Raw genomic sequence first — 21,196 nt, 5'->3', positions numbered from 1 at the left:
GTCGTCACCGACGCTAGGAGCGAACGCCGATTAACACCAGTGCAACTCTGGTACTGAGGCATTTCGCAGGTGATAATCGGGAGGTGGACCACATCGACCTGAACCTGATCGAGGCGTTGGACGCGCTGCTCGCCGAGAACAGCGTGACCAAGGCCGCGGCCAGGCTGCACACCTCGGCTCCGGCGATGAGCCGGACCCTGGCGCGGCTGCGCCGGGCCTTCGGCGACCCGTTGCTCGTGCGGGCCGGACGCGACCTCGTGCCCACGCCGCGGGCCCTGGAACTGCGCGGTGAGGTGCACGCCGTCGCCGCCAGGGCGCGGGCGCTGTTCGCGCCGCCCACCACCGCCGATCCGCGGACCGCGGTGCGCATGTTCGACCTGCAGGTCACCGACATGCTGTCCACGACGTTCATCCCGTCGCTCATCGACGACCTGCGGGTGCAGGCCCCCGGCATCTCGCTGCGCCTGCGGCCGGAGAACCTCGAGGACACCCCCGCCCTGCGGGAAGGCCTGCTGGACCTGGAGATCGGCAGCATCCGCCCGGTCGACCCGGAGATCCACTCGGAGACGCTGGTCACCGAGACGCTGATCGGCGTGGTGCGGCCGGACCACCCGCTCGCCAAGGCGAGAACCGTGACGCCGCAACGGTTCGCCGCGGCCGACCACATCGTCGTGTCCCGGCGCGGCCGGGCCCGCGGCCCGATCGACGACCAGCTCACCGGCCTGGGGCTGCGCCGGCGCGTGGCGGTCGTGGTCCCGACGTTCGCGAGCGCGATGTTCCTGGTCCGCGAGACCGATGTCGTGTGCGTGGCTCCCGCCGGGCTGGGCCGGCCGATGCTGGACACGCTCGGCCTGCGCACGTTCACGATCCCGGTGGAGCTGCCGCCGGTGACGATCAGCATGGCGTGGCACCCGCGCAACCACCACGACCGCACGCACCAGCTCCTGCGCGAGCGCACCCGGCACATCATGGCCGTCGCCGCGAAGGGCGCCGAGCGGACGTGATCCGCTCGGCGCCCTCCGCGGCGACAGGGCCCGTCAGTCGGCGACGGGGTCCGGCGCGACGGCGTTCGCGCGCTGGCGCAGGCGGCGCACGACCTCGATGAACCCGGTCACCACGAACGCGAGCCCGATGCCGACGGCCATCCCCAGCAGCGCGTTGTCCTGGAACAGGACTCCGCCGAGGTAGCCGGTGAGCGCGGTGTAGGCGCTCCAGGAGGTCGTGGCGAACGCGATGAACATCAGGTACTTGGCCAGCGGGAAGCCGACGAGGCCGGTGGACAGGGTCGCCAGGTAGCGGCCGACCGGGATGAACCGCGTGCTCACCAGGATGAACCCACCGCGGGCGTCGAGCTCGCGGGTGAACCAGTCGTGGGCGGCACGGCGTTTGGTGCCGGGTGGCATCCGCTTGAGCACGCGGGTGCCGAGCAGCCGCCCGATGCTGTAGGGGACCAGGTCGCCGAGGAACGCGCCGAGCGTCGTGGCGGCGATGGCGAGCACGATGTTCGTCTGCCCGGTGGCGGCGTAGACACCGGCGACGATCACGACGGGCTCGCTCGGGATCAGGGGCAGGAAGGAGTCCAGGAAGGACACCGCGATGAGCACGGCGTACAGCCACGGTGAGGAGATGAGCGACTCGGCGAGCCGCAGCCAGTCGATCACGGGCCGCCGCCCGTCGTCGCGGGACGCAGATGGATGATCACGAGAAATCCCTTCGGGAAGGACCATGCGGCCCGATGACGATCTCCGGGGACGTGGCCCGCGAGACGCAGGCGACCACGCCGGAAAGGCGCTCGCTCCCGGTCAGCACCGAGTCGCGGTGCTCGACCTCGCCGCCGAGGAGCGCGAGGCGGCAGGTGCCGCACACGCCGGCCTCGCAGGACGACTCGACCGCGATGCCGTCGCGGCGCAGGGCGGCGAGGAGCGAGAGGTGGGCGGGAACCTCCACCCGGCGCCCGTCGGGCGCCCAGATGGCGGTGAACGGCAGGGAGAAGCCGCTGCCGGCGGCCGCGAACTGCTCCATGTGGACCCGGCTCACGCGCCAGTGCGCGGTCATCGCCCGTACGGCCCGCAGGAGCGGAGCAGGCCCGCAGCAGTAGACGCGCACGTCGTCGTCCGGTTCGGCGAGGTAGGGCCACAGGTCGAGCAGGCCGCGGTCGTCACTGTGGTGCACGGTGTCCTGCGGACCGTCGAACTCCTGCAGGAAAGGCGTTTCTTCGGCGGACTGCGTCAGGTACAGCAGCCGCGCACCGGTCCGGCCCTCCGCGCGCAACCGGTGCACCATCGCCCGGATCGGCGTGATGCCGATCCCTCCGGCGATGAACAGGTACTCGGGGGAGGGGAGGAGCGGGAACCTGTTGACCGGCGCGGAGACCAGGAGCTCGGTGCCCGTCGTCACGTCGTCGTGCATGCTCGTGGAGCCGCCCCGGCCGTCGTTCTCACGGCGCACGCACACGGTGTACTCCCGCGGCCGGGCCCCACCCGGATCGACGAGGCTGTAGCTGCGCTTGTGCCCGGCGGGAGTGGTGACCACGACGTGCGCACCGGGCTCGTACGCCGGTAGCGCGAGCCCGGCCGGGTCGCGCAGGACGAACCGGCGGACGGTCGGCGTGAGATCAGCCGACTCGCTGACCCGCAGGCGCAGAACCGACAACGACCTCACCGCCCTTCTCCAGCAGTCCCGCGGTGAGGACCTCCACGTGGATTCCCATGAAGTGGTGGCCGCGGGTCCGCTGGATCAGGGTCACCACCGGCAGGTCGCGCAGACCCGTCCCCGGCGCGACCTCGGTCGCGGCGCAGCGCTTGGTCCGGCGCACGCCCCGCACGCGCACGCCGCCCAGGTAGAACTCCTGCCCGACGAGGTCCAGTTCGGACCACGCGCTCAAGCCGTCTACCAAGACGTTGGCGCGGAACCGCTTCGGGTCGATCGTGGTGCCGGTGCGCGCCTCCAGGTCCCGCACCGAGGCCAGGTTGACGACCGTGAGCCAGTTCATCGGTCCGTCGCCGAGCGCGTTCGCGTCGGTGAAGCGCCTGCCCGGCTCCCGCGCGAGCACCGGTGCCGTTCCCGCGGGCAGGTCGAGCACGCGTGTGAAGAACCGCACCGCCGCACCGGCGCCTTCCGCGGTGCCCAGATCGGCTTTCAACACGTCGTGTCCCGCGACTCGCACGGTGAGGACGTCCGACTCGACGTCGAGGTGGGTGTCGAGCCCGGCCAGCCGGTGGTCCGAGACCAGGGCGAAGAACTCCTTCTTCGACAGCCCCGTCCTCGTCCCCGGCCGGTGACCGCCGTCCGGCCGGGCGAGCGCGAAGATCCGGTCGTTCGGCATCCCCCCGCCCGGCCGGAGCCAGACCCGGTCCAGCGGTTGCGCGCCGAGTCCTTTCACCGGGTGGACGAACAGCTCCCGAACCGAGCCGCGCCCCTTCACCACGAAGGCGCCGCTGATGGCGTGGACGTGCTCATGAATGTTTTGCCGGACACGGATTTCTCGCATTCCTGTCGTCGCCGTCAATGGCGATCGCCGTGAGCACCTCCGAAACTAGGCACGCTCCGGTGCGACGACAAGTGCGTTCTCGGCAAGGGAAGATTTACCCCCGCGAAATCCGGTCGGCGGTCGTCTCCGTGTGAATGATCGCCGCTTCGGCGGAATGCGTTCCGGGTGATTTCCCGCCACTCGGCGGAGAAGATCACCAGGGGTCCACCCGCAAGGTCACGGTCCGGTTCGGAGCGGGGTCGGCGCCCGTGTGCGGGGCGTCCGACTGCTCGGCCGATCGCAGGACGAACACGGCGGGCGGCTGCTCGCCCGCCGCCGCGAGCACCTCGACGGCCGCGGCCGCCCTGGCCACCGCCGTCGCCGAGCCTCCCGTCACCGGGCCGCCCGGGACCACGACGCCGTGCCCGAACACCGTCACGCGTACCCGCTTGCCGCGCAGCAGTCGTCCCCAGCGCTGCAACTGCTCCCGCCCCTCCTGGCTCAGCGCGGTGCTGTCCGGCCCGAACATCCCCCGCGCGAACACCACGCGGACACCGGTGCCGGCGGGGGTGAGGCGCACCTCCGGGGCGGCCAGTGAGGCCAGCAGCTCCGGGTCCGGGGTGGCGGCGACCGGCTGGGTCGCCGCCGGCACCGAGGACCGGATGGCGGGTGACTGGGTCGCAGGTTCCTGGGCCGCAGGCGGTTCTCCGTCCGGGGAGGAGGCGGGGAGCAGCACGGCGGCCAGTGCGACCGCGACGAGTGCCGCCGAACCACCGATGAGGGCGACCGGGACCGGGTGGGCGCGGCGCCTGCCCGCGGTGATGTCGTCGATCAGCCGGGTGCCGGCCAGTGCCGAGACGTGTGCCGGGTCGCCGGACAGCACCTCGGCCCACGCCGCCCGTGCCGCGGCCAGGTCACCGCGCTGGGCGTGCACCCTGGCCAGCAGGTCCAGGGTGGCCGGAGCGCGCCCGAGGCCTTCGAGGATCCGCTGCGCGGCGTCGTGGTCGCCCGCCCGTGCCAGCTCCGCGGCACGGGCGAGGTCGACGTCGCGGGCGTGCGCGATGGCGTTCACCGCTGCCGTCCGTGCATGCTGCGGACGCCGCCCGGCGAGCGGTCCTGTTCCCCCGCGGGCCACAGGCCGCGCAGCTCCTGGTTCACCAGGGGCAGGACGCGCCAGTTGCCCTCCGCGAGTGCCTGGTTCCCCTCGGCGATCAGCGCGCGGGCCCGCATCGGCTGGGACAGCTTCGGCAGGTTGGCGCGGAAGTGGTGGAAGATGGCGATGTCGTAGGTCTCGTCGCGCTTCATCACCGTGGTCGCGAGGTGGACGGCCCGGTTGAGCAGCTCCTCGATCGCGGCGCGGTCCGGGTGCTCGCGGAGGTCGGCGGCGCGGCGTTCGACGTCGGCCAGTTCCAGGTGGTCGTCGGCCGCGCCCTTGCGGTCGAGCAGCTCCCGGCACTGCGCGAGCTCCTGGTCGAGCTCGTCGAACAGGGCGCGCAGGTCGCTCTGCTCCTCGACCTCGTCGAGCACCGCGTGGACGTCGCGCAGGCGCTGGTCGGCCGCCGCCGCGCTGCCGTGGTCGGTGGCGGCGGCGCGGACCTCGTCGCGGGCCAGCACCAGCACCTGCTCGTTCTCCAGCCGGTCCAGCCTCTGCCGGGCCTGCGCCGGCACCCGGCCGTCCCCTCGCAGCGCGGCCAGCCGGCCGTTCACCTCGCGCAGCTCGCGCTCCAGCGCGGCGGCGTCGGGCGGCCGCACGTGCGAGAGGTCGATCTCGGCCTCGAACTGCTCGTCCACCAGCGGCACGTCGGCGACCACGGTGACCCGCCGCGACTCGTCCACCTCGACGGTGATCTCCACCTCGCTGCCGCTCGGCAGGTCGATGCGGACGTCCTTCGGCCTGATCTCGATCAGGCCGATGCGCAGGTTGCGGTCGGCGCGCGCCCGCTCGCCCTCCACGAGCGGGATGCGGATGACCGCGTCGGAGTCGGTGCGGTGCAAGGCGATCGTGGTGTAGAAGGTGCTGGACATGGCGGCGGGCAGGCGGGCGCCCTTGTGCAGGATCGGCGTGAACGTGCCGTCCGCTTCGGACAGTCCGAGCGAGTTGGTCAGCACCTGGCCACCCAGCTCGTTCGTCACGTGCGTGATCGACGCGGTGGCCGGGTTCACCTTGTACCGCACGCCATCGGCGTCGACGAGCTGCACGGTGAACGTCGACGTCGTCCGCTCGTTCAGCTTCACCTCGGTGACGAACGTGCCCTGCGCGTCCAGGCCGACCTGGGGTGTGCGGAAGGGCGGCGTGCCGCTCTCGTTGGCCAGCACGACGTGGAACCGCGACCAGTCCTGCCCGGTCGTGCTCTCGAACCTGCCCTGCACCGGCACGATGTCCAGGCTGGTGGTGCGCGGGTAGCGCAGGTCGGCGGCGAACTCGCCGGCCACCGCACGTGCCTTCGGGCGGTCCAGCGGGACGGTGCTCGCGAACACCGCGGCACCGCGCGCGACCACGGTGCTGGGGTCCTGGCTGTGGTCCAGCTCGATGCCGAGACCCACCGACGGGTCCGCGAGGCGTTCGCGCAGGCCCGGTGCCAGCGTCGTCCCGCCGACCAGCAGCAGCCTGTCGATGTCGCCGGTGCCGAGACCGGCCGCGGTGAGCGCTTCGCGGCACAGGTTGATCGCGCGGAGGTAGTACGGCTCGGCCACGCGGTCGACCTCGTCGCGGCGCAGCGCGTGGTCGAAGGTCACCTTGCGGCCGCCGATCTCCAGCTCAACGTCCAGCTCGACGACCTCGTTGCGCGACAGCGCTATCTTGGCCCTCTCCGCCGCGTCCTTGAGCAGGGCGAAGTTGCTCCGCCACGACGGGTCGTCGCGGCGCAGGCCGCGCAGCCCCAGCCCGGCCTCCGCCGCCGGCACGAGCAGCCGTTCCACGATCGCCCAGTCGATCAGCTTGCCGCCCAGGTGCGGGTCGCCCGCGTGGTCGAGCACGCGCAGCTCGCCGTCGTGGGTGCTGACGATCGCCGAGTCGAACGTGCCGCCGCCGAAGTCGAACACCATCCAGTACGCGTCGGTGCTCGCGTTCTGGAAGCCGAACGCGAACGCCGCGGCCGTCGGTTCCTGCACCAGCGGGCAGGTGCCGAACCCGGCCAGCGCGGCCGCCTCACCGGTGGCGTTGTTCTCGTGCAGGCGGAACGCGGCGGGCACGGTGATGACCGCGGCCGGTGGCGCCTCGCCGAACGCGTGCGCGGCGTCGGCCCGCAGCGACTTCAGCACCTCGGCGGAGAGCTGTTGCGGCGTCAGGGAAAGACCCGCTTTCGGGAACGCTCGCGCCGCGCCGTCGAGCCCCATCTCCTGCTTGAACTCGATGTGCACGTTGTCCGGGTCGCTCGGGATGCGGTCACGCGCGCTGCGGCCGACGTGCGTGACGCCGGGTTTGGGGATCCACACGGCGGACGGCGTGTAGTCCCAGCCGTCGTTGTTCTTGACCACCGACACGGTGCCGTCGCGCACGACGGCCATTGCGCTGTTGGTGGTGCCGAGGTCGATGCCGAAGTCGATGGTGTCACGCACCGGTTTCCTCCAAGGTGTCATCGGGGTAGCCGACGATGACCTGCCCCATCTGGATGCGTTTGCCCGCCAGGTAGACCGACGGGCGGACCGTCTCGCGCACGACCTCGTGCCGCAGCGCGGGATCCGGTTGCATCGTCAGCACCTCGAGCGACAGGCCGGGGTGGAAGGTGGTTCCGTCGTGGTCCTGGATCAGCAGGCCCGCCTCGTCCAGCGCGCGCTGGGTGGCCTGCAGGTAGCGGCCGACCCGCTTGGCCTCGCGCGAGTCCTCCTCGGCGAGGCGGGAGAGCCGGCGCTGCGCGCGCCAGAGGTTCGTCGCGGCGTCGGCGAGGTCCGCCTCGGCCAGCGCCGGACCGTCCTCGGTGGTCCGGGTGAGCTGCTCGACCGCCGCGGTGAGCGAGACCGGGTCCGGCCAGCGCGGTGCGGCGATCCGGAACTCGCGGTGGTACCGCCGTTGCCCGCGCCACCTCGTCCACGTGCTCATCCGCGGTCCTGCCGATCAGCGAACAGCGCGTACACGAACGGGGAGACCAGGGAGAAGGCGACGCCGGGCCACAGGAACCGCGCCAGCACGTCCCACGGAGTCGAGCTGACCACCGACCAGCCGAGCACGAACGCGAGCCCGCCCACGACGAACGTCGCCACGTCGCTCATGAGGGACCGGTACCAGTCGGAGGTGATGACTCCCATGGGCGCCCAGGAGAACAGGACGGTCGCGATGACCGAGACCCACGTCGGCGCGCCGAGCAGGCCGGTCACGCAGATCGTCATCGCCGCGACGTAGAGGGCGAACACCGCGAGGTTCGACGGCCAGCGGGCCGGCAGCAGCGGGTCCGGCGTCCTGACCGGGTAACCGGGACTCCTCGTGGTCCCGCCCTGCCTCCCGAGGTCCACCGCGGGCCAGGACGGAGCCGGTGCGGCCGCCAGGTTGTCGGCGATGGTCGCCCGGTCGCTCTCCTCGACGACGTACGACAACGCCCGTTCCAGCAGGTCCGCCGACCGGTACCGGTCGGCGGACTTCAGCGCCAGCCCGCAGTTGTTGAGCATGACGGCGACCCTGTTGCGCTGCTTGGCCGACCAGCGGTACCGCTCGTGCGGCGCGAGCCGGTCGAGCAGGTCGGCGAGCGCCGGCAGCTCGTCCACCCGGTCGGCCGCCACGTGGACCACCTCGGTGCGCAGCAACGAGTGCACCTCGTCGACCAGTTCGTCGATCCGCCTGGACGCCGGCTCGGCCGCGGTGCGCCGCGCGTCGTCGAGCACCGCGGCGGGCAGGTCCCACGCGTCGAGCAGATCCGCGAGCGCCGGCTCGGTGCCGGCCAGGGCGACCTGTGGCGCGAGCAGCGCCTTGGGCAGCGCGGCCCGTAGTCCGTCCACTGTGGACTCATCCATCCTGCGGTCGGACAGCGCCGCCGTCCGGTGCCGCACGTGGTCCCAGAACCCCGGGTGGTCCAGCGCGTCCATCCACGCGTCGGCGGCGTCGACCCAGAGCTCCTCGTCGGTCTCGGCGTCGAGTGCCTTCGCGTGCGCCTCGACCGCGGCGTCGTGCTCCTCGTGGACCTCCGCCGGGCACCCGCAGGCGCCGGGCTCGCCCCACCACCAGAACAGCTCGTCCACCAGGCGGTGGTCCGGGCGTTCCAGCGAGTCGAACGCCGTGCGCACCTCCTGCGCGGACGGCGGTCGCGGCAACGGCAGCCGCCGATCGCCCGCGACCCCGCCGCTGCCGAGGTCGAGCGCCCCGAGCAGCAGGTGGCGCTGTGCGCGCACCTGCGCCGGCTTGGCGTTCGTGGCCAGTCCGACGACGCGGAACGGGTTGCGCCGGTAGAGGTCCGGCCCCGCGATCTCGCGCAGCCGGTTCGCGGCCACGCGACTTCTGTCCTGGCTGATCGGCATGAGATCACGCTATGGCCGCCACACCGCCCGGCGCGGCCCGCTGACCTCTTCCTGCCAGCGCGGCCGCGCTGCCGTGCAGCAGCCGGTCAGCGGTGAGCAGGCCTGGGTACGACCTCGGCCGGCGGTGGCGCAGCCCTCTCCGGAGGCCGCTTCCTGCCGTGCGGGCCGGATCGCCCCTTCACCTGCCTACGATCACCGGATGAGGACCAGCGCGGAACCGGTCCGGCAGGTGGTGGTCACCGGGGAGGACTTCTCTAAGATGAAGCCCGCGATGGCAACTGATCACGGGTTCGGGGACTTGACGCCGCTCGGCACCGGGCCGCGGGCGACGGTCTACGCCGGTGTCCGCACCGGCACGGGAGAAGCCGTCGCTCTCAAGGTGTTCCGCGCGAAGCTGCCCCGCCGCACCCGCACCGAGGTCGAACGCGAGCTCGCCCGCCTCGCGCCGCTGCGGGCCCAGGCGTCGGTGCTGGTAGCGGACGCGTTGGAGGACCTCGGCGACCGCAGCGCGGTGCGCATGGAGCTGTGCACGCAGTCGCTGACCGGCGTGGTGGAGCAGGAAGGCCCGCTGCCGATCGCGGAGGCCGTCGCCCTGGGCCGGACGCTGGCACTGGCGCTCGCGGCCGCGCACGAGGCGGGCATCGTCCACGGCGGCGTCACGCCGGGCAACGTGCTGTACCGGCCCTCGGGAGAGCCCGTGCTCGCGGACTTCGGCGTCACGCTGCGCCGGGCGTTCCCGCACGAGGGCGGTGCCGGCGTCGACTTCCTCGCACCGGAGACCCTGGAGCACGGCACCGCCGACGAACGCTCCGACCTCTACGGCCTGGGCGCCGTGCTGTACCTGGCGCTGTCCGGGCTGTCACCGCATCCCGCGCGGCTCGGCGAGCACCCGGACGACCGCAAGCTCCGAGTCCTCGGCTCGGCCGTGCCCCGCCTCGACCGCCCCGGCCTGCCCGACGAGCTCGCCGAACTGGTGAGAGCGCTGCTCGCGAAGGACCCGGCGATCCGCCCCGGCAGCATGCGCGACGTCGCGACGTGGCTCGACCGGCTGTCGGCGCCCGGCACGCCGGCCGCCGGCTCCTCCGGCGCGCCACCCCGTCCGCTGGTGCCGCGCGGAGCGCCCGTGTTCGTGTCCGCACCCGGCACCACCACCAGGAAGCACCCCGCGTTGCCGGTGATCGGTGGTGCGGCCGGGTTGCTCGTCGTGGTGGCGCTGGGGGTGTTCCTGATGCGCACCGATCCCGCGGTGCGCGGCGACGCGCCCATCCAGGCGCCGCCGACCCCGGAGAAGGCGGTCCTGCTCCAGCTCGCCGACCCCGTCGACAACGTCGACCACGTCGACCTGCGGTGGGAGACCGAGGAACAGCTCGAGTTCTTCGTCATGGTCGCGGCGGAGGGCGAGAAGCCCCAGCCGAAGTACGCCCAGCGGAACCGCTCGCTCAAGGTCGAGGTCGACCCGAGCCGCAAGTACTGCTTCCTGGTGCAGGGAACCGACGGCCTGCGCGTCTACGAGAGCAAGCCGAAGGGTCTGCGCGGCGCCAACTGCAAGCTCTGACGCCCAGACGGCCGCGCTCCGGTGGTCACGGCTCAGGCGTGCAGGACGTCGGCATCCGGGACGTGGGTGCTCACGACCTCAGCGTGCGCGGATCGACCGCGGCGCGCAGCCGTGCCGCCGGACCACGGGCACGCAGCCCGCGCCGCACCGCGCGCACCGCGGCCCAGGCGTCGTCGCGAACCTGCGGACCCGGTGCGGTCCCCGACCACATGGCGTGGTCCACCGCGGCCGCGAGCGTGCGCAGCCCGGCGGCGGCACCGGGCAGGCCCGCCCCCGCCGCGACGTGTGCCGTCTCCAGCGGGGTCATGCCCGCCGTGAGCGGTACCCGGTGCTCGCGCAGCCGGTCGCGTGCCTCCAGCCAGGCGCCGTGCACGGCGGCGCTGCCCGGTTTGCGCCGCCGCCCGCGCGCCCTGACCCACTTGGCCACCGGCACCCCGGCGAGCCACGCGAGCAGCAGTGCGGCCACCGGACCCAGCACCGCCGCGTAGGGGAACGGCGTGTCCCGCTCGTCCTGCTCGCCCTGCGCCGACGGCCCCGGTTCCACCGGCGGGTCCTGTGGGTCGGCCGGCAGCCTCTCCCGCGCGTTCTGCGTCGCCGCGGTCAGGCCGCCGTCCTTGCCCGTGCCGCGCGTCGCCGCGCCGGCCGGGTCCAGCGGCACCCAGCCGACACCGGCGACCGCGACCTCGGGCCACGCCAGCGCGTCGTCGTTGTGGACGACGTACTCGTCGCCGGACTTCCGTTCCGGGGTGCGGTAACCGACGACGAGGCGGGCCGGGATGCCGAGCATCCTGGCCAGCACCACGTACGCGGAGGCGAACTGCTCGCTCGTGCCTTCCTTGGTGTCGATCAGGAACCGCCGGAGCTGCGGCCAGCTCTGCCCGCCCGGCCCGTCCACCCGCCGGTAGTTCTCCCGCAGGAACCGTTCGAGCTGCAACGCCGAGGTGAAGCTCGACCGGACCCCCTTGACCGCTCCGGTGGCGAGCTCGGCGACGCCCGGCGGTGGTGTGCCCACGCCGTCGCGGCCACCGAGCGCGGGGTCGATCGCGAACCCGTCGAGCGAGCCGCCGACCTCCGGCTCCCACCAGCTCAGCCCGTAGGCCGTGTCCGTCCCCAGTGGACTCGGGGCGAGCAGGCTGCCCTCGGTCTCCTCCACCAGCGGCTCGGCTCCGCTCACGGCGGCGGGCCACGGCTGGCTCGGCAGCCACCGGGTGCTCGCCTCCCGCAGGCTGATCACCGCGTCCCTGCGCGCCACCGGGACGTCGAGGCCGGGTGGCGGGAGCTCGCTGCCGAGCCTGCGGTACCGGCTGTCCGCGGCCCACGCGACACCGTCGTAGGTGTCGAGCACGACGACCGGCCACCGGTCGGGCACGCACTCGTCGCACGCCGATCGCACGCTGAACACCGGCGTGTCCGGCTGCGCGCGCCGGTGGGCGATGTCGTCGAGCGGGCTGGTCGTCCTGGCCGACACCGGCACGAGGTGGTCCTGCTTGAGGGAGTAGGGGGGACCGGGCATCGGCAGGAGCAGGCCGGCCACCACCACGACCGCGATCACGACCAGCGGGACGGGCAGGAACGCCCGGGCGGACTGGTGTTCGTCCGACGGACGGCTCAGTGCGAACAGCCCGGCGGCGACGACGAGGTAGGAGAGGGCGGCCACCACGGCGGCGAGCCCGGTGACCGCGCCGAACACCTGGCTCAGCACGACGACGGCGAAGCTGGGCGCCAGCGCGAGCACCGGTTTCTTCAGCCGTAGCAGGACTTCCAGCCCGAACGCGCACGCCGCCAGCACGAGCAGCGGCACGAACAGCACGAGCCGCGGGTCGGGCCGGACGGGCCAGGTCGACTGCAGGGTGAGCTGCCAGGAGTCGGTGACGCCCTCGGCCAGCACCGCGAACGTCGTGCCGGTGGGCAGCCCGGCGAGCGTCGTCGGGAACAGCAGCACCTCCACGACGGCCAGCAGCCCGGCGAGCGTGACGACGAGGGGGCGCCACGCGACGATCGGCTCGGCCAGCAGCGCGGCACCCCCGGTCACCACCGCGACCACGAGGATGACCGGGAGCAGTGCGCCGGCACCGAAAACCGGCGTGAAGCACAAGCCGGCCACGGCGGCGGCGAGGACGACCAGCGCCACGGGCAACCGCTTCGTCACGTCCGCACCTCGTTCCACAGCCCCACCACTCCAGCGGCGTCCGCGGCGGCCAGCACCCGCGCACCCGGCACGTGGGTGGCGTTCCCGTCCTGCGTCAGCGCGAGCAGGAAGATCGACGAATACCGGGAGCGCAACCCGGACAGCTCCGCCACGTCGGCGGTTCCCGACGTCACCACGGCGAGGAAACCGCCCTGGTGCCGGACCGCCGACAACAGCGTCCCGGTCTCGGTGCTCTGCCGCAGCAGGCAGAGCTGGTCGAGCAGTTGCCGCGCCGCGAGCGGCCCGCCCGCCGTGGCGACGTCCGTGCCGCACGACGTCAGCAGCCGCGCGTGGTGCCCGGCGAGCGCGGCGGAGCGCAGCAGCGAGGCGGCGGCGTCCACGGCCTCCTCGAAGGCGAACGGCGGCAGCGCGGACGCACGGGTGTCGAGCACGACGGTCAGCCGGGGCTGGTCGGGGTCCGCGGACTCCTTGACCATCAAGCGGCCGGTGCGCGCGGTCGCCTTCCAGTGGATGTCGCGCACCTCGTCACCCGGCTGGTACTCGCGCAGCTCGCGGAGGTCGAGCGACCCGCGCAGGCGCTCGTTCGACCGGCCCTCGTGGTGGTGGCGGGGAAAGCCGCCCGTCCGCGCCAGCGCGGGGTGCGAACGCGGGTGCACCCACAGCGTCACCGTGGCGCCGACGGTCACGCTGTTGCGCGCCAGGCCGAACGGGTCGGTGCGCGACAACGTCAGCGGGCCGACCGGCATCCTGCCCCGCACCGGCGTCGGGAGCTGGTAGTCGTACGGGCGCGACGTGCCCGGCGCCAGGCCGTGCACCTGGACCGTGCGGTGGAACCCGCCGGCGGTGTCCACGGCGAGGAACCCGCGCTGCCACCTCGTGGAGGGGTTGCGCACCTTCAGCTTCCCGAGCGCCTGCGCACCCCGCTCGACGCGGTCGGGGTACACGTCCCGCGTCACCTCGACGTCCACCCGCCGGAACGTCACGAGCACCGCGGCCACCACGGCCACCAGCCCGGCCAGCGCCAGCAGCAGGAACAACGGGTAGCGCCCCCAGAACCCGGCCGCGCCCAGCCCCAGCGACACCACCAGCACGGCGGTGCCCCGCACGGTCAGCCGCATGACTAGCGGCCCGCGGCGCTCATCGTCGGCGCCGGGGTGGTCGCGAGCACCTCCGCCACGACGTCCGCTGCGGACCGCTGCTTGAGCTCGGCCTCGGCGGTCAGCACGAGCCGGTGTGCGAGCGCGGGCACCGCGACGTACTTGATGTCGTCCGCGGTGACGAAGGACCGGCCGGCCGTGGCGGCCAGCGCCTGCCCCGCGCGCACCAGGGCGATGCTGCCACGCGGGCTCGCGCCGAACCGCACCGAGGCGTGGATCCGCGTCGCCGCGCAGATGCGGGCCGCGTACTCGCAGATCGCCCCGTCGACGAACAACCCGCGGACCTCGGTGATCGCCTCCACGAGCGAGGCGATCTCCACGACCGGTTGCAGCCGGTCGGCGGTCATCCCGGTGCAGTTGTTCATGATGATCGACACCTCGTCGGCGACGTCCGGGTAGCCCACCGACAGCCGCAGCAGGAACCGGTCGAGCTGCGCCTCCGGCAACCGGTAGGTGCCCTCCATCTCGATCGGGTTCTGCGTCGCCACCACCAGGAACGGCGACGGCACCTCGTGCGCCTGCCCGTCGACGGTGACCCGGCGCTCCGACATCACCTCGAGCATCGCCGACTGCGTCTTCGGCGTGCCGCGGTTGATCTCGTCGGCCACGACGACGTTCGCGAAGACCGCGCCGGGGTGGAAGGTGAACCGCTCCTCCTTCTGGTGGTACACGGTCACCCCGGTGATGTCGCCGGGCAGCAGGTCGGGCGTGAACTGGATGCGGCTCCAGCTCCCGCCGATGCTGCGCGCGAGGCACCGCGCGAGCGTCGTCTTGCCCAGGCCGGGCACGTCCTCGATGAGCAGGTGGCCCTCGGCGAGCAGCGCGACGACCGCCAGGCGCACGACGTCCTGCTTGCCCCTGATCACGAGCTGGACGTTGTCGGAGATCGCCGAGAACACCGCTGCGGCACGCATGTGGTTCATTCCGTCCATTCCAGGCGGTTCGATTCGACGCCGCCGGTCGTGACCCACACCGTGTCACCGGCGACGTTGTAGTAGAAGGCGTTGAACTCGGCGTAACCCTGTTCGTCGGTGGTGATGCCGTGGCCTCCGTTCTCGTACGTGGGGGACGTCGAGTGCGGCGTCACGGTGTACCTGGTGTTCGGCGCGAAACCGGTCATGACGATGTGCATCCAGTAGCAGTCGGACCGGTCGCACTCCGGCGCCAGCGGGCCCTTGGTGAGGTTGATCTTCTTGACGCGCTGGGGCGGGGCGTGGCTCGCCGTCGCGGGCGTTCCCCGGCCCGCGCTGTTCTGCGCGACCACGGTGACGGTGAACGGGTGGTCGGTGCCCTGCCAGATGCCCTTGATGACGTGGGAGAACACCGTGCCGCCCACCGTCGTCGCGCCGGAACGCCCGCCCTGGCTCTGCCAGGAGATGTGGTAGGCGGTCACCGGCGCGCCGTTGGCGGGCGCGGCTGCCCACGTCACGGTCGCGTCCACCTGCTGCGTCGTGATCGCGATGGCGAGGTTCTGCGGCATGCCGGGCGGCGTCACCGGGATCGGCGGCGGTGTCTGCGCCGGCGGCGGCACCGGTGTCCGTGGTGGTGGCTGGGCCTGGTTGGTGCGCGCGGGCGGCGGCACGGGCCGGACGGTGTTCGGAGGCGCCACCGGCGTCTCCGGGGGCCTGGTCGCCGGCTGGTCCGAGGTGGGCGCGACGGGCGGCGGCACGGGCTGCCTGGGCTCGTCCGGCTTCGCGCCGACGACGGGCACCGGCTGCACCGAACCGTCCTTGTCCACGACCACGACGTGCTTGCCCTCGGCACCGTCGACGTACACGCGCGCGTCCTCGCCGCGGACCAGCTCGGGCTTGCCCTTCTCCGGCGGGATCGGCGTGGAGTGCTTCTGGCGGCCCTGGTTGTCGTAGGTGCGCACCGAGCTGCTCTTGTGGTCGAGCAGCACGACGGACTCACCGCTGACCGACGGGCCGTCGTAGTCACCGGCCGGGAGCGGCACGGTCCGCGCGGGAGGCCGCTGCTCGGCGAGCGCGCCCTTCTCGTCGACCCGCGCCTCCACGAGGTGCATGCGGTTCCCGGACGGGTCGAGCACGACCACCTTGCCGGCGGCGTCCGCGGGGGCGATGCGCGCGTTCGCCGGCGCGTCGACCCCGAGCTTCGCCGGGGGACCGAACCCGTTCTGCTCCACCACGCTCATGGTGTCCGCGGTGGTGTCCACGAACACGACCCGGTCGCCGCTCACGGTGAGAGCGCCGGAGTGCCCGGCGGGCGCCGTGGCGGGGCAGGAGAGGCTGGTGGCGCCGCGCTCCGCCTTGCAGATCGCCCCGGAGTCCGTGCGGTGCACCCACACCGTGCCGTCGCTGGTGGCCACGGGCGGTCCCACCGGCCCGTCCGCCGAGAAGACCTGGGGGGCCTCCAGGCCGAGCCGCGCGATCTTGCCGCTCTGCCGGAAGACCAGGTAGGCCCCGCCCGCGGTCTGCACCGGCACCGGCCGCTCACCCTTGACGGGCGTGGGCACCGTCGCCTCCACGGACAGCGTCGACTTGCCGAAGATCGTCACGTCGTCCTCGCCGACGACGTAGCCGCGGCTCTCGTCCTGCACCACCTGGCTGCCGGGGGTGAGGCCGGGGATCGACACCTGCGTGTCGGGCTTCTTGGTCGCGCCGTCCACGCGGACCACCAGGCCGAGGTCGGAGTTCGCGACCCAGTGCCCCGACGGGATGAACTCGAGGCCGGGCACGTGTTTCGCGGCGCCCGTCAGCGCCAGCGTCACGACGGCGACGACGGCGACGACCAGGCCGACCAGCGGCCAGCGGGAGTGCTTGCGCTCGCTCACGGCACTCAGGGTAACGAGGTCGGTACACGAAACATTCGGGATCGGTACATTCAGTTCCGTCCGGAGGGCAGCGCGATCTCGAAAACGGCCCCACCGGTCTCGGAGCGGTAGATCCCGAGCGTGCCGCCGTGCGCGTGCACGATCCGCTGGACGAGGTACAGGCCCAGTCCCGTCGACCCGCCGCTGCTGGTGAACCGCTGGAGCGCCCGCTGCGCGGCCGCCGGGTCGAGGCCCGGTCCCTCGTCGGCGACCACGACCCGGCCGTCGCCGACGCCCACGTGCACGACCGGGGCGGCGCCGGGCAGGTGGCCGTGCTGGAGGGCGTTGCCGATCAGGTTCTCGACGGCGCGCCCGATCATGACCGGGTCGGCGTCCACCGTGGTCGGCACGGCCGTGAAGGTGATGCGCGCGCCCTGGGCGGGAACGTCCTCGACGACGGCGGAGACGAGCTGGTCGAGCTGCACCGGCTGGAGCTCGAGCTGCTGCACGCCGGCCTCGAACTTGGCGTGCATGAGCTGCGTGCCCACGATCCCGCCCATCCACTTGGACAGCCGCACGATGCGCGGCAGCACCTTGTCCATGCTGGCGGGGTTGCGCATCGCCGTGTCCGCGAGCGCCCGCAGCCCGGTGACCGGCCTCCTCAGGTCGTGCGCGATGCCGTTGAGCATCTCCTCGTGCTGGTCGAGCGCGTTCGCCGCGGGTCTGATCGCGAGGCCGGAGAGGACGTGGCCGGTGCCGCCGAGCGCGCCGACGAGGACCACGCAGCCCAGCGCCACGAACAGCACGCGCCGGTCGCGGCGGTCCTTCTCCTGCTGCGCGTCGGCGTGCGCGACGACGGCACCGACGTACGGCCCGTCCGCGCTGGTGAACGGATGGGCGTAGATCCGCACGAGCTTGCCGTCCACCGCGCGCACGTAACCGCTCTGCGGCACCCGCGTCCGCACCGCGTCAGCCGCGAGCCCGCTCAGCACGGCCAGGTCGACGTCCACGCAGGACGCGCCGCTCAGGTAGGGCTCGAACCGGCCGTCGCCGGCGGGGAGCACCGCGAACTGCGGGCACTCGACCGTGATCGAGTCGCCGAAGAGGCCGCTCGTGTCGAGCCTGCCGCCGGTGAACTCGAGCTGCCGCGCCACCAGCGGCGGCACCCGGTGCAGGTCGGCGTCGAGGGTCTGCTCGCCCTTCTGCGCGTCGAGGTCGAGCATCAACCACGCGACCAGCAGCACCCCCGCGGCGTTCAGCGCCGTGAAGAGCCCGGTGAGCACCCACCTCAGGCCGCGCAGCCGCGCCGCGGCCCCGGTGATCACCACTGGGCCTCCAGCCGGAAGCCCACCCCGCGCACGGTGTGGATGAGGTCGGGTTCGAGCAGCTTGAGCCGCAGCCGCTGCACGACCTTGTCCACCACGTTGGACATCGGGTCCGTGCTGGCGTCCCAGCAGTGCTCGATCAGCGCCGACCTGGTCACGGTCGTGCCCGCGCGCGAGATCAGGTGCTCGAGCACGGCGAACTCCTTGTGGCTGAGGGTGAGCAGCGTCCCGCCCCGCCGCGCCTCGCGGCGCGCGCAGTCGACCTCGAGGTCCGCGTGGCGCAGCACCGACGGCCGGGCGCGCCCCGCCCGGCGGCACATCGCCCGCACGCGCGCGGTCACCACGGCCATGTCGCACGGCTTGACCACGTAGTCGTCGCCGCCGTGGTCGAACCCGGCGACCCGGTCGGTGACGCTGTCCAGCTGGGTCAGGAACAGCACGGGCGTGGCCCAGCCCTCCCGGCGCCGGCGGTGCACGTACGTGATCGAGTCGCCGTCGGGCAGCAGCCGGTCGAAGACGACGCAGTCGTAGTCGTTGGCGCGCAACGCCCTGTCGGCACCCGCGATGTCCTCCGCGTCGTCGACGTCGAAGCCGGCGGCCTCGAGCTCGACCACGAGCGCGACGCGCGTGTCCTCGTAGTCCTCGACGAGCAGCACGCGCGGAAGAACCCCTCCCACCGGTCGTGTCATCAAATCCTCATGTGGTCACGGAGATGGTTGGCACTGTGACACCGATGATCTTCCACGTGCTCGGCCCACTCGAGGCGCACTCCTCCACCGGTGCGGTCGTCGAACCCGGCACCCGCGAGGCGGGGGCGGTGCCGGGGGTGCTCCTGCTGCACCTTAACGCCCGGATGCGCACCGACGAGCTCGCCAGCGCGACGTGGCCGGAACATGCCGTGCCCGCGGTGGAGCCGAACCTGAAGTACGTGTCCCAGCTCGTGTGCGCGCTGCCACCTTTCGGCGACGGCAACCGCGTCGAGACCCGTCGCGGCGTACGCCCGGACCGACTCGGCGGACGGCGCGCGGTCGCCGCCACCTCGCCCATTGGAGGGGGATCACTGTGAACACGCTGTCCTTGGTGCGCTCGGACCCGCCCGCCGGCGCCGGCGTGGAGGCGAAGCTGGCCACGGCCACCGACGAGGTGCTGATCGCCAGGTCGCTGGCGGGCCGGCCGGTGCCGTTCCGCCAGGTCGACCACGACAACCTGCGCCGCGGCGTGCGCTACCGGGTCCTGGTGCCCGACCGCGCCCGCACCGCGCACGGCGTCTCGGCGAGGCTCGGCGCGCTGGCGCTGGCGGGCGCGGACGTCCGGACGGCGCCGAAGGTCCCGCTGGACGCGCTGGTCGTCGACCGCGCGCTGACCGTGCTGCCCGCCGGCCGCCGGGACTCGGTCGCCGCGTTCGAGCTGGCCAGCGTCGTCACCACGACCGTCGAGCTCTTCGAGCGGGTGTGGCGGGCCGCGGTGCCGTTCACCGCGGCGGTGGCGGCCGCGGGGGAGGAGGTGACGGACCGCGAACGCGAGCTGCTCACGCTGCTGTTCGCGGGCTGCACCGACGAAGCGGCCGCGGCCCGGCTCAACATCTCGGTGCGCACGGTGCGCCGCACGGTGTCCCAGCTGATGGACCGGCTGGGGGCGCGCAGCCGGTTCCAGGCGGGCGCCAAGGCCGCCGATCGCGGCTGGTTGCTCGACCACGCGAGCTGATCCGCTACGGTCGGTCACTGTGCGCGTTCTGGTGACCGAAGACGACGACGACACCCGCTTCGCCGTGGAAACCTCACTGCGCGGCGCGGGTTTCGCCGTCGACGTCGCCACAGACCTGCCCGCGGCCGACGAGGCGCTGTTCGTGAACGACTACGACTGCGTGGTCTTCGACCGGGTCCTGCCGTCCGGTGACGCGTTGCTCTACGTGAAGCAGCGCCGCCTGGACGGCTGGTCCGCCGCCGTGCTGTTCCTGACCGGCATCGACAACCCGCTCGAAGGGCTGCCCTACGGCGACGACTACCTCGTCAAGCCGTTCGCCATGCCGGAGCTGATCGCCAGGGTGCGCAGCCTGTGCCGCCTCACCGCGGTCGCGCCACCGCCCGTGCTGCGGCACGCCGGCCTGGAGCTGGACCTCGGCCGGCGCACCGCCTCCCGGGCCGGTCGGGCGCTGGTCCTCACGGTCAAGGAGTTCACGGTGCTCGAACGCCTGGTGGCCGCGGGCGGCGACCCCGTGCGCCGCGACGAGCTGATCGCGGCCGCGTGGGACCGCGAGGTGCCGCCGACGTCGAACGTGCTGGACGTCGTGATCACCGCGCTGCGCCAGAAGCTCGGCCCTCCTCCCGTGGTGCAGACCGTGCGCGGCTTCGGCTACCGCTGCTCCTGACCTCCGCTGTGGACCGTCGGCGCGGTCCGGACGAAGACGGCCCCCGGTCGGCGGCCTCTTCGCACCGGGGAGTTCAGCACCGGGGAGTTCAGCTCTGGGGAGTTCAGCTCTGGGGAGTTCAGCTCTGGGGAGTTCAGCTCTGGGGAGTTCAGCACCGGGGAGTTCAGCTCTGGGTGCCGCGGCGGGCTTTCGCGGCCACCCAGCCCTCGATCCCGTCCAGGAACCGGTCGACGCCGAAGGCGAGCTCGAAGGGCAGGGCCTCGGCGTCGACCGGTTCGGGACCGGCGCGGCGTTCGGCGGTCTCGGCGGCGTGGACGGCGGTCAGCGCCGGGTAGTCCTCCGGGTCGACGAGGTCGGCGACGAGGTGCGTGAGATCGGCGTCGGTGCGGGGGATGCCGTCGTCGCGCCGGTGTTCGTCGGACATGGCGATGCTGATCTGCGCCGTGCCGCGGACGACCGCGGTCAGGTGCAGGGCCGCGGCCCTGGCCTCCCCGCCGGCGAGGCCGGCCACCAGCAGGGGGCGCAGCAGCCGGTCGAGCCAGGCGAGCTGGTTGGGGCCCACGGGCGCGTGGGCGAGCGGGACGCGCAGGATCCAGGGACGTCGCCGCAGACCCGACCACAGCGCGGCGGCCCAGTCCCGGACCGCCTGGCGGAAGTCCTCGGCGTCGCCGAGGTCGGGAGGCGCGCCGGCCCCGATGTCGGCGGCCACCTCGAGCAGCAGGTCCTTGCTCGGGACGTGGTTGTAGAGCGACATCGTCGAGTAGCCGAGCTCGGCGGCGATGCGCTGCATGGACAGCGCCTCGATCCCGTCGGCGTCCGCGACCCGCACCGCGGCCTGCGCGATCCGCTCGACGCTGAGCTGGGACCGGGGACCGCGCCGCCCGCGGCGGTGTCCCGCCCACAGCAGCGCGAGGCTGCGCTGCAGGTCCGGGTCCTTGCTGTCTCGTGTCGTCATCCG

At 73.1% G+C, this 21,196-nt stretch carries 19 protein-coding genes; 5 read left to right on the top strand and 14 right to left on the bottom strand.

Annotated elements, in window-relative coordinates; all coding sequences use genetic code 11:
- The first annotated feature begins 83 nt into the window (after nucleotides 1-83).
- Complete coding sequence (locus BMW88_RS14945) at nucleotides 84-1,004, top strand: LysR family transcriptional regulator (RefSeq protein ID WP_089951295.1); 921 nt, start codon at nucleotides 84-86, stop codon at nucleotides 1,002-1,004.
- Nucleotides 1,005-1,037: 33 nt separating this feature from the next.
- Here BMW88_RS14945 and BMW88_RS14940 read toward each other — a convergent pair whose 3' ends face one another.
- The 7 genes from BMW88_RS14940 to BMW88_RS14910 form a co-directional block, all read right to left on the bottom strand.
- Nucleotides 1,038-1,661, bottom strand: a complete 624-nt coding sequence (locus BMW88_RS14940; RefSeq protein ID WP_177221110.1) for a DedA family protein — start codon at nucleotides 1,659-1,661, stop codon at nucleotides 1,038-1,040.
- Nucleotides 1,662-1,698: 37 nt separating this feature from the next.
- A complete protein-coding gene (locus BMW88_RS14935; protein WP_143116079.1) occupies nucleotides 1,699-2,652 on the bottom strand; it encodes a PDR/VanB family oxidoreductase in 954 nt (317 codons plus the stop codon).
- The gene (locus BMW88_RS14930) at nucleotides 2,615-3,427 is read right to left on the bottom strand and encodes an MOSC domain-containing protein (RefSeq protein ID WP_177221109.1); all 813 of its coding nucleotides are present in this window, start codon (nucleotides 3,425-3,427) and stop codon (nucleotides 2,615-2,617) included. Before BMW88_RS14930 ends, BMW88_RS14935 begins: the two co-directional genes overlap by 38 nt.
- A gap of 256 nt (nucleotides 3,428-3,683) precedes the next feature.
- A complete protein-coding gene (locus tag BMW88_RS14925) occupies nucleotides 3,684-4,541 on the bottom strand; it encodes a hypothetical protein (protein ID WP_089951291.1) in 858 nt (285 codons plus the stop codon).
- Nucleotides 4,538-7,027 (bottom strand): Hsp70 family protein, encoded by a 2,490-nt coding sequence (locus tag BMW88_RS14920; protein ID WP_089951290.1) that lies wholly within the window; start codon nucleotides 7,025-7,027, stop codon nucleotides 4,538-4,540. Before BMW88_RS14920 ends, BMW88_RS14925 begins: the two co-directional genes overlap by 4 nt.
- Complete coding sequence (locus tag BMW88_RS14915) at nucleotides 7,020-7,508, bottom strand: hypothetical protein (RefSeq protein ID WP_089951289.1); 489 nt, start codon at nucleotides 7,506-7,508, stop codon at nucleotides 7,020-7,022. The genes BMW88_RS14920 and BMW88_RS14915 overlap by 8 nt, the downstream gene beginning before the upstream one ends.
- Nucleotides 7,505-8,914 carry a UbiA family prenyltransferase gene (locus tag BMW88_RS14910; RefSeq protein WP_143116078.1) on the bottom strand — a complete coding sequence of 470 codons (1,410 nt, stop codon included), beginning with the start codon at nucleotides 8,912-8,914 and terminating at the stop codon, nucleotides 7,505-7,507. The genes BMW88_RS14915 and BMW88_RS14910 overlap by 4 nt, the downstream gene beginning before the upstream one ends.
- Nucleotides 8,915-9,113: 199 nt before the next feature.
- Between BMW88_RS14910 and BMW88_RS14905 the strand changes: the two genes are divergently transcribed.
- Complete coding sequence (locus BMW88_RS14905) at nucleotides 9,114-10,469, top strand: serine/threonine protein kinase (RefSeq protein WP_245777791.1); 1,356 nt, start codon at nucleotides 9,114-9,116, stop codon at nucleotides 10,467-10,469.
- A 70-nt stretch (nucleotides 10,470-10,539) separates the two neighbouring features.
- On the opposite strand, the gene BMW88_RS14900 is transcribed toward BMW88_RS14905, so the two are convergent.
- The 6 genes from BMW88_RS14900 to BMW88_RS14875 are packed head-to-tail and all read right to left on the bottom strand — an operon-like array spanning nucleotide 10,540 to nucleotide 18,559.
- On the bottom strand, nucleotides 10,540-12,618 hold the full coding sequence (locus BMW88_RS14900) for a transglutaminase TgpA family protein (RefSeq protein ID WP_089951287.1): 2,079 nt from the start codon (nucleotides 12,616-12,618) through the stop codon (nucleotides 10,540-10,542).
- Nucleotides 12,615-13,736, bottom strand: a complete 1,122-nt coding sequence (locus tag BMW88_RS14895; protein ID WP_089951286.1) for a DUF58 domain-containing protein — start codon at nucleotides 13,734-13,736, stop codon at nucleotides 12,615-12,617. Before BMW88_RS14895 ends, BMW88_RS14900 begins: the two co-directional genes overlap by 4 nt.
- 2 nt (nucleotides 13,737-13,738) lie before the next feature.
- The gene (locus tag BMW88_RS14890) at nucleotides 13,739-14,698 is read right to left on the bottom strand and encodes an AAA family ATPase (protein ID WP_245777790.1); all 960 of its coding nucleotides are present in this window, start codon (nucleotides 14,696-14,698) and stop codon (nucleotides 13,739-13,741) included.
- Nucleotides 14,695-16,566 carry a fibronectin type III domain-containing protein gene (locus BMW88_RS14885; protein WP_089951285.1) on the bottom strand — a complete coding sequence of 624 codons (1,872 nt, stop codon included), beginning with the start codon at nucleotides 16,564-16,566 and terminating at the stop codon, nucleotides 14,695-14,697. Before BMW88_RS14885 ends, BMW88_RS14890 begins: the two co-directional genes overlap by 4 nt.
- 50 nt (nucleotides 16,567-16,616) lie before the next feature.
- Nucleotides 16,617-17,873 carry a sensor histidine kinase gene (locus BMW88_RS14880; protein ID WP_245777789.1) on the bottom strand — a complete coding sequence of 419 codons (1,257 nt, stop codon included), beginning with the start codon at nucleotides 17,871-17,873 and terminating at the stop codon, nucleotides 16,617-16,619.
- Nucleotides 17,867-18,559, bottom strand: a complete 693-nt coding sequence (locus BMW88_RS14875; protein WP_177221108.1) for a response regulator transcription factor — start codon at nucleotides 18,557-18,559, stop codon at nucleotides 17,867-17,869. Before BMW88_RS14875 ends, BMW88_RS14880 begins: the two co-directional genes overlap by 7 nt.
- A 44-nt stretch (nucleotides 18,560-18,603) precedes the next feature.
- Here BMW88_RS14875 and BMW88_RS41835 point away from each other — a divergent pair, with 44 nt between their 5' ends.
- From BMW88_RS41835 to BMW88_RS14865, 3 genes are read left to right on the top strand one after another with little or no spacing between them, the layout of a single operon-like run.
- The gene (locus BMW88_RS41835; RefSeq protein ID WP_177221107.1) at nucleotides 18,604-18,936 is read left to right on the top strand and encodes an AfsR/SARP family transcriptional regulator; all 333 of its coding nucleotides are present in this window, start codon (nucleotides 18,604-18,606) and stop codon (nucleotides 18,934-18,936) included.
- Entirely contained in the window at nucleotides 18,933-19,574 is a 642-nt protein-coding gene (locus BMW88_RS14870; RefSeq protein ID WP_245777788.1) for a helix-turn-helix transcriptional regulator, read from the top strand. Before BMW88_RS41835 ends, BMW88_RS14870 begins: the two co-directional genes overlap by 4 nt.
- A gap of 19 nt (nucleotides 19,575-19,593) precedes the next feature.
- On the top strand, nucleotides 19,594-20,238 hold the full coding sequence (locus tag BMW88_RS14865; protein ID WP_089951284.1) for a winged helix-turn-helix domain-containing protein: 645 nt from the start codon (nucleotides 19,594-19,596) through the stop codon (nucleotides 20,236-20,238).
- Between the two features lie 163 nt (nucleotides 20,239-20,401).
- Here the strand turns inward: BMW88_RS14865 and BMW88_RS14860 are convergent, their stop codons facing one another.
- Complete coding sequence (locus tag BMW88_RS14860; protein WP_089951283.1) at nucleotides 20,402-21,193, bottom strand: TetR/AcrR family transcriptional regulator; 792 nt, start codon at nucleotides 21,191-21,193, stop codon at nucleotides 20,402-20,404.
- Between the last annotated feature and the right edge of the window lie 3 nt (nucleotides 21,194-21,196).

It is taken from the genome of Lentzea xinjiangensis (assembly GCF_900110955.1).
Classification (GTDB): Bacteria; Actinomycetota; Actinomycetes; order Mycobacteriales; family Pseudonocardiaceae; genus Lentzea; species Lentzea xinjiangensis.
Note: the sequence above shows the minus strand (reverse complement) of the source record. Positions and strands in the feature narration are given on the sequence as shown.

Excerpts from the sequence above, each read along its gene's own strand:
- BMW88_RS41835 (WP_177221107.1), top strand. The coding sequence starts at position 18,604 with ATGATCTTCCACGTGCTCGGCCCACTCGAGGCGCACTCCTCCACCGGT.
- BMW88_RS14875 (WP_177221108.1), bottom strand. The coding sequence starts at position 18,559 with ATGACACGACCGGTGGGAGGGGTTCTTCCGCGCGTGCTGCTCGTCGAG.
- BMW88_RS14910 (WP_143116078.1), bottom strand. The coding sequence starts at position 8,914 with ATGCCGATCAGCCAGGACAGAAGTCGCGTGGCCGCGAACCGGCTGCGC.
- BMW88_RS14905 (WP_245777791.1), top strand. The coding sequence starts at position 9,114 with ATGAGGACCAGCGCGGAACCGGTCCGGCAGGTGGTGGTCACCGGGGAG.
- BMW88_RS14895 (WP_089951286.1), bottom strand. The coding sequence starts at position 13,736 with ATGCGGCTGACCGTGCGGGGCACCGCCGTGCTGGTGGTGTCGCTGGGG.
- BMW88_RS14890 (WP_245777790.1), bottom strand. The coding sequence starts at position 14,698 with ATGAACCACATGCGTGCCGCAGCGGTGTTCTCGGCGATCTCCGACAAC.
- BMW88_RS14860 (WP_089951283.1), bottom strand. The coding sequence starts at position 21,193 with ATGACGACACGAGACAGCAAGGACCCGGACCTGCAGCGCAGCCTCGCG.
- BMW88_RS14915 (WP_089951289.1), bottom strand. The coding sequence starts at position 7,508 with ATGAGCACGTGGACGAGGTGGCGCGGGCAACGGCGGTACCACCGCGAG.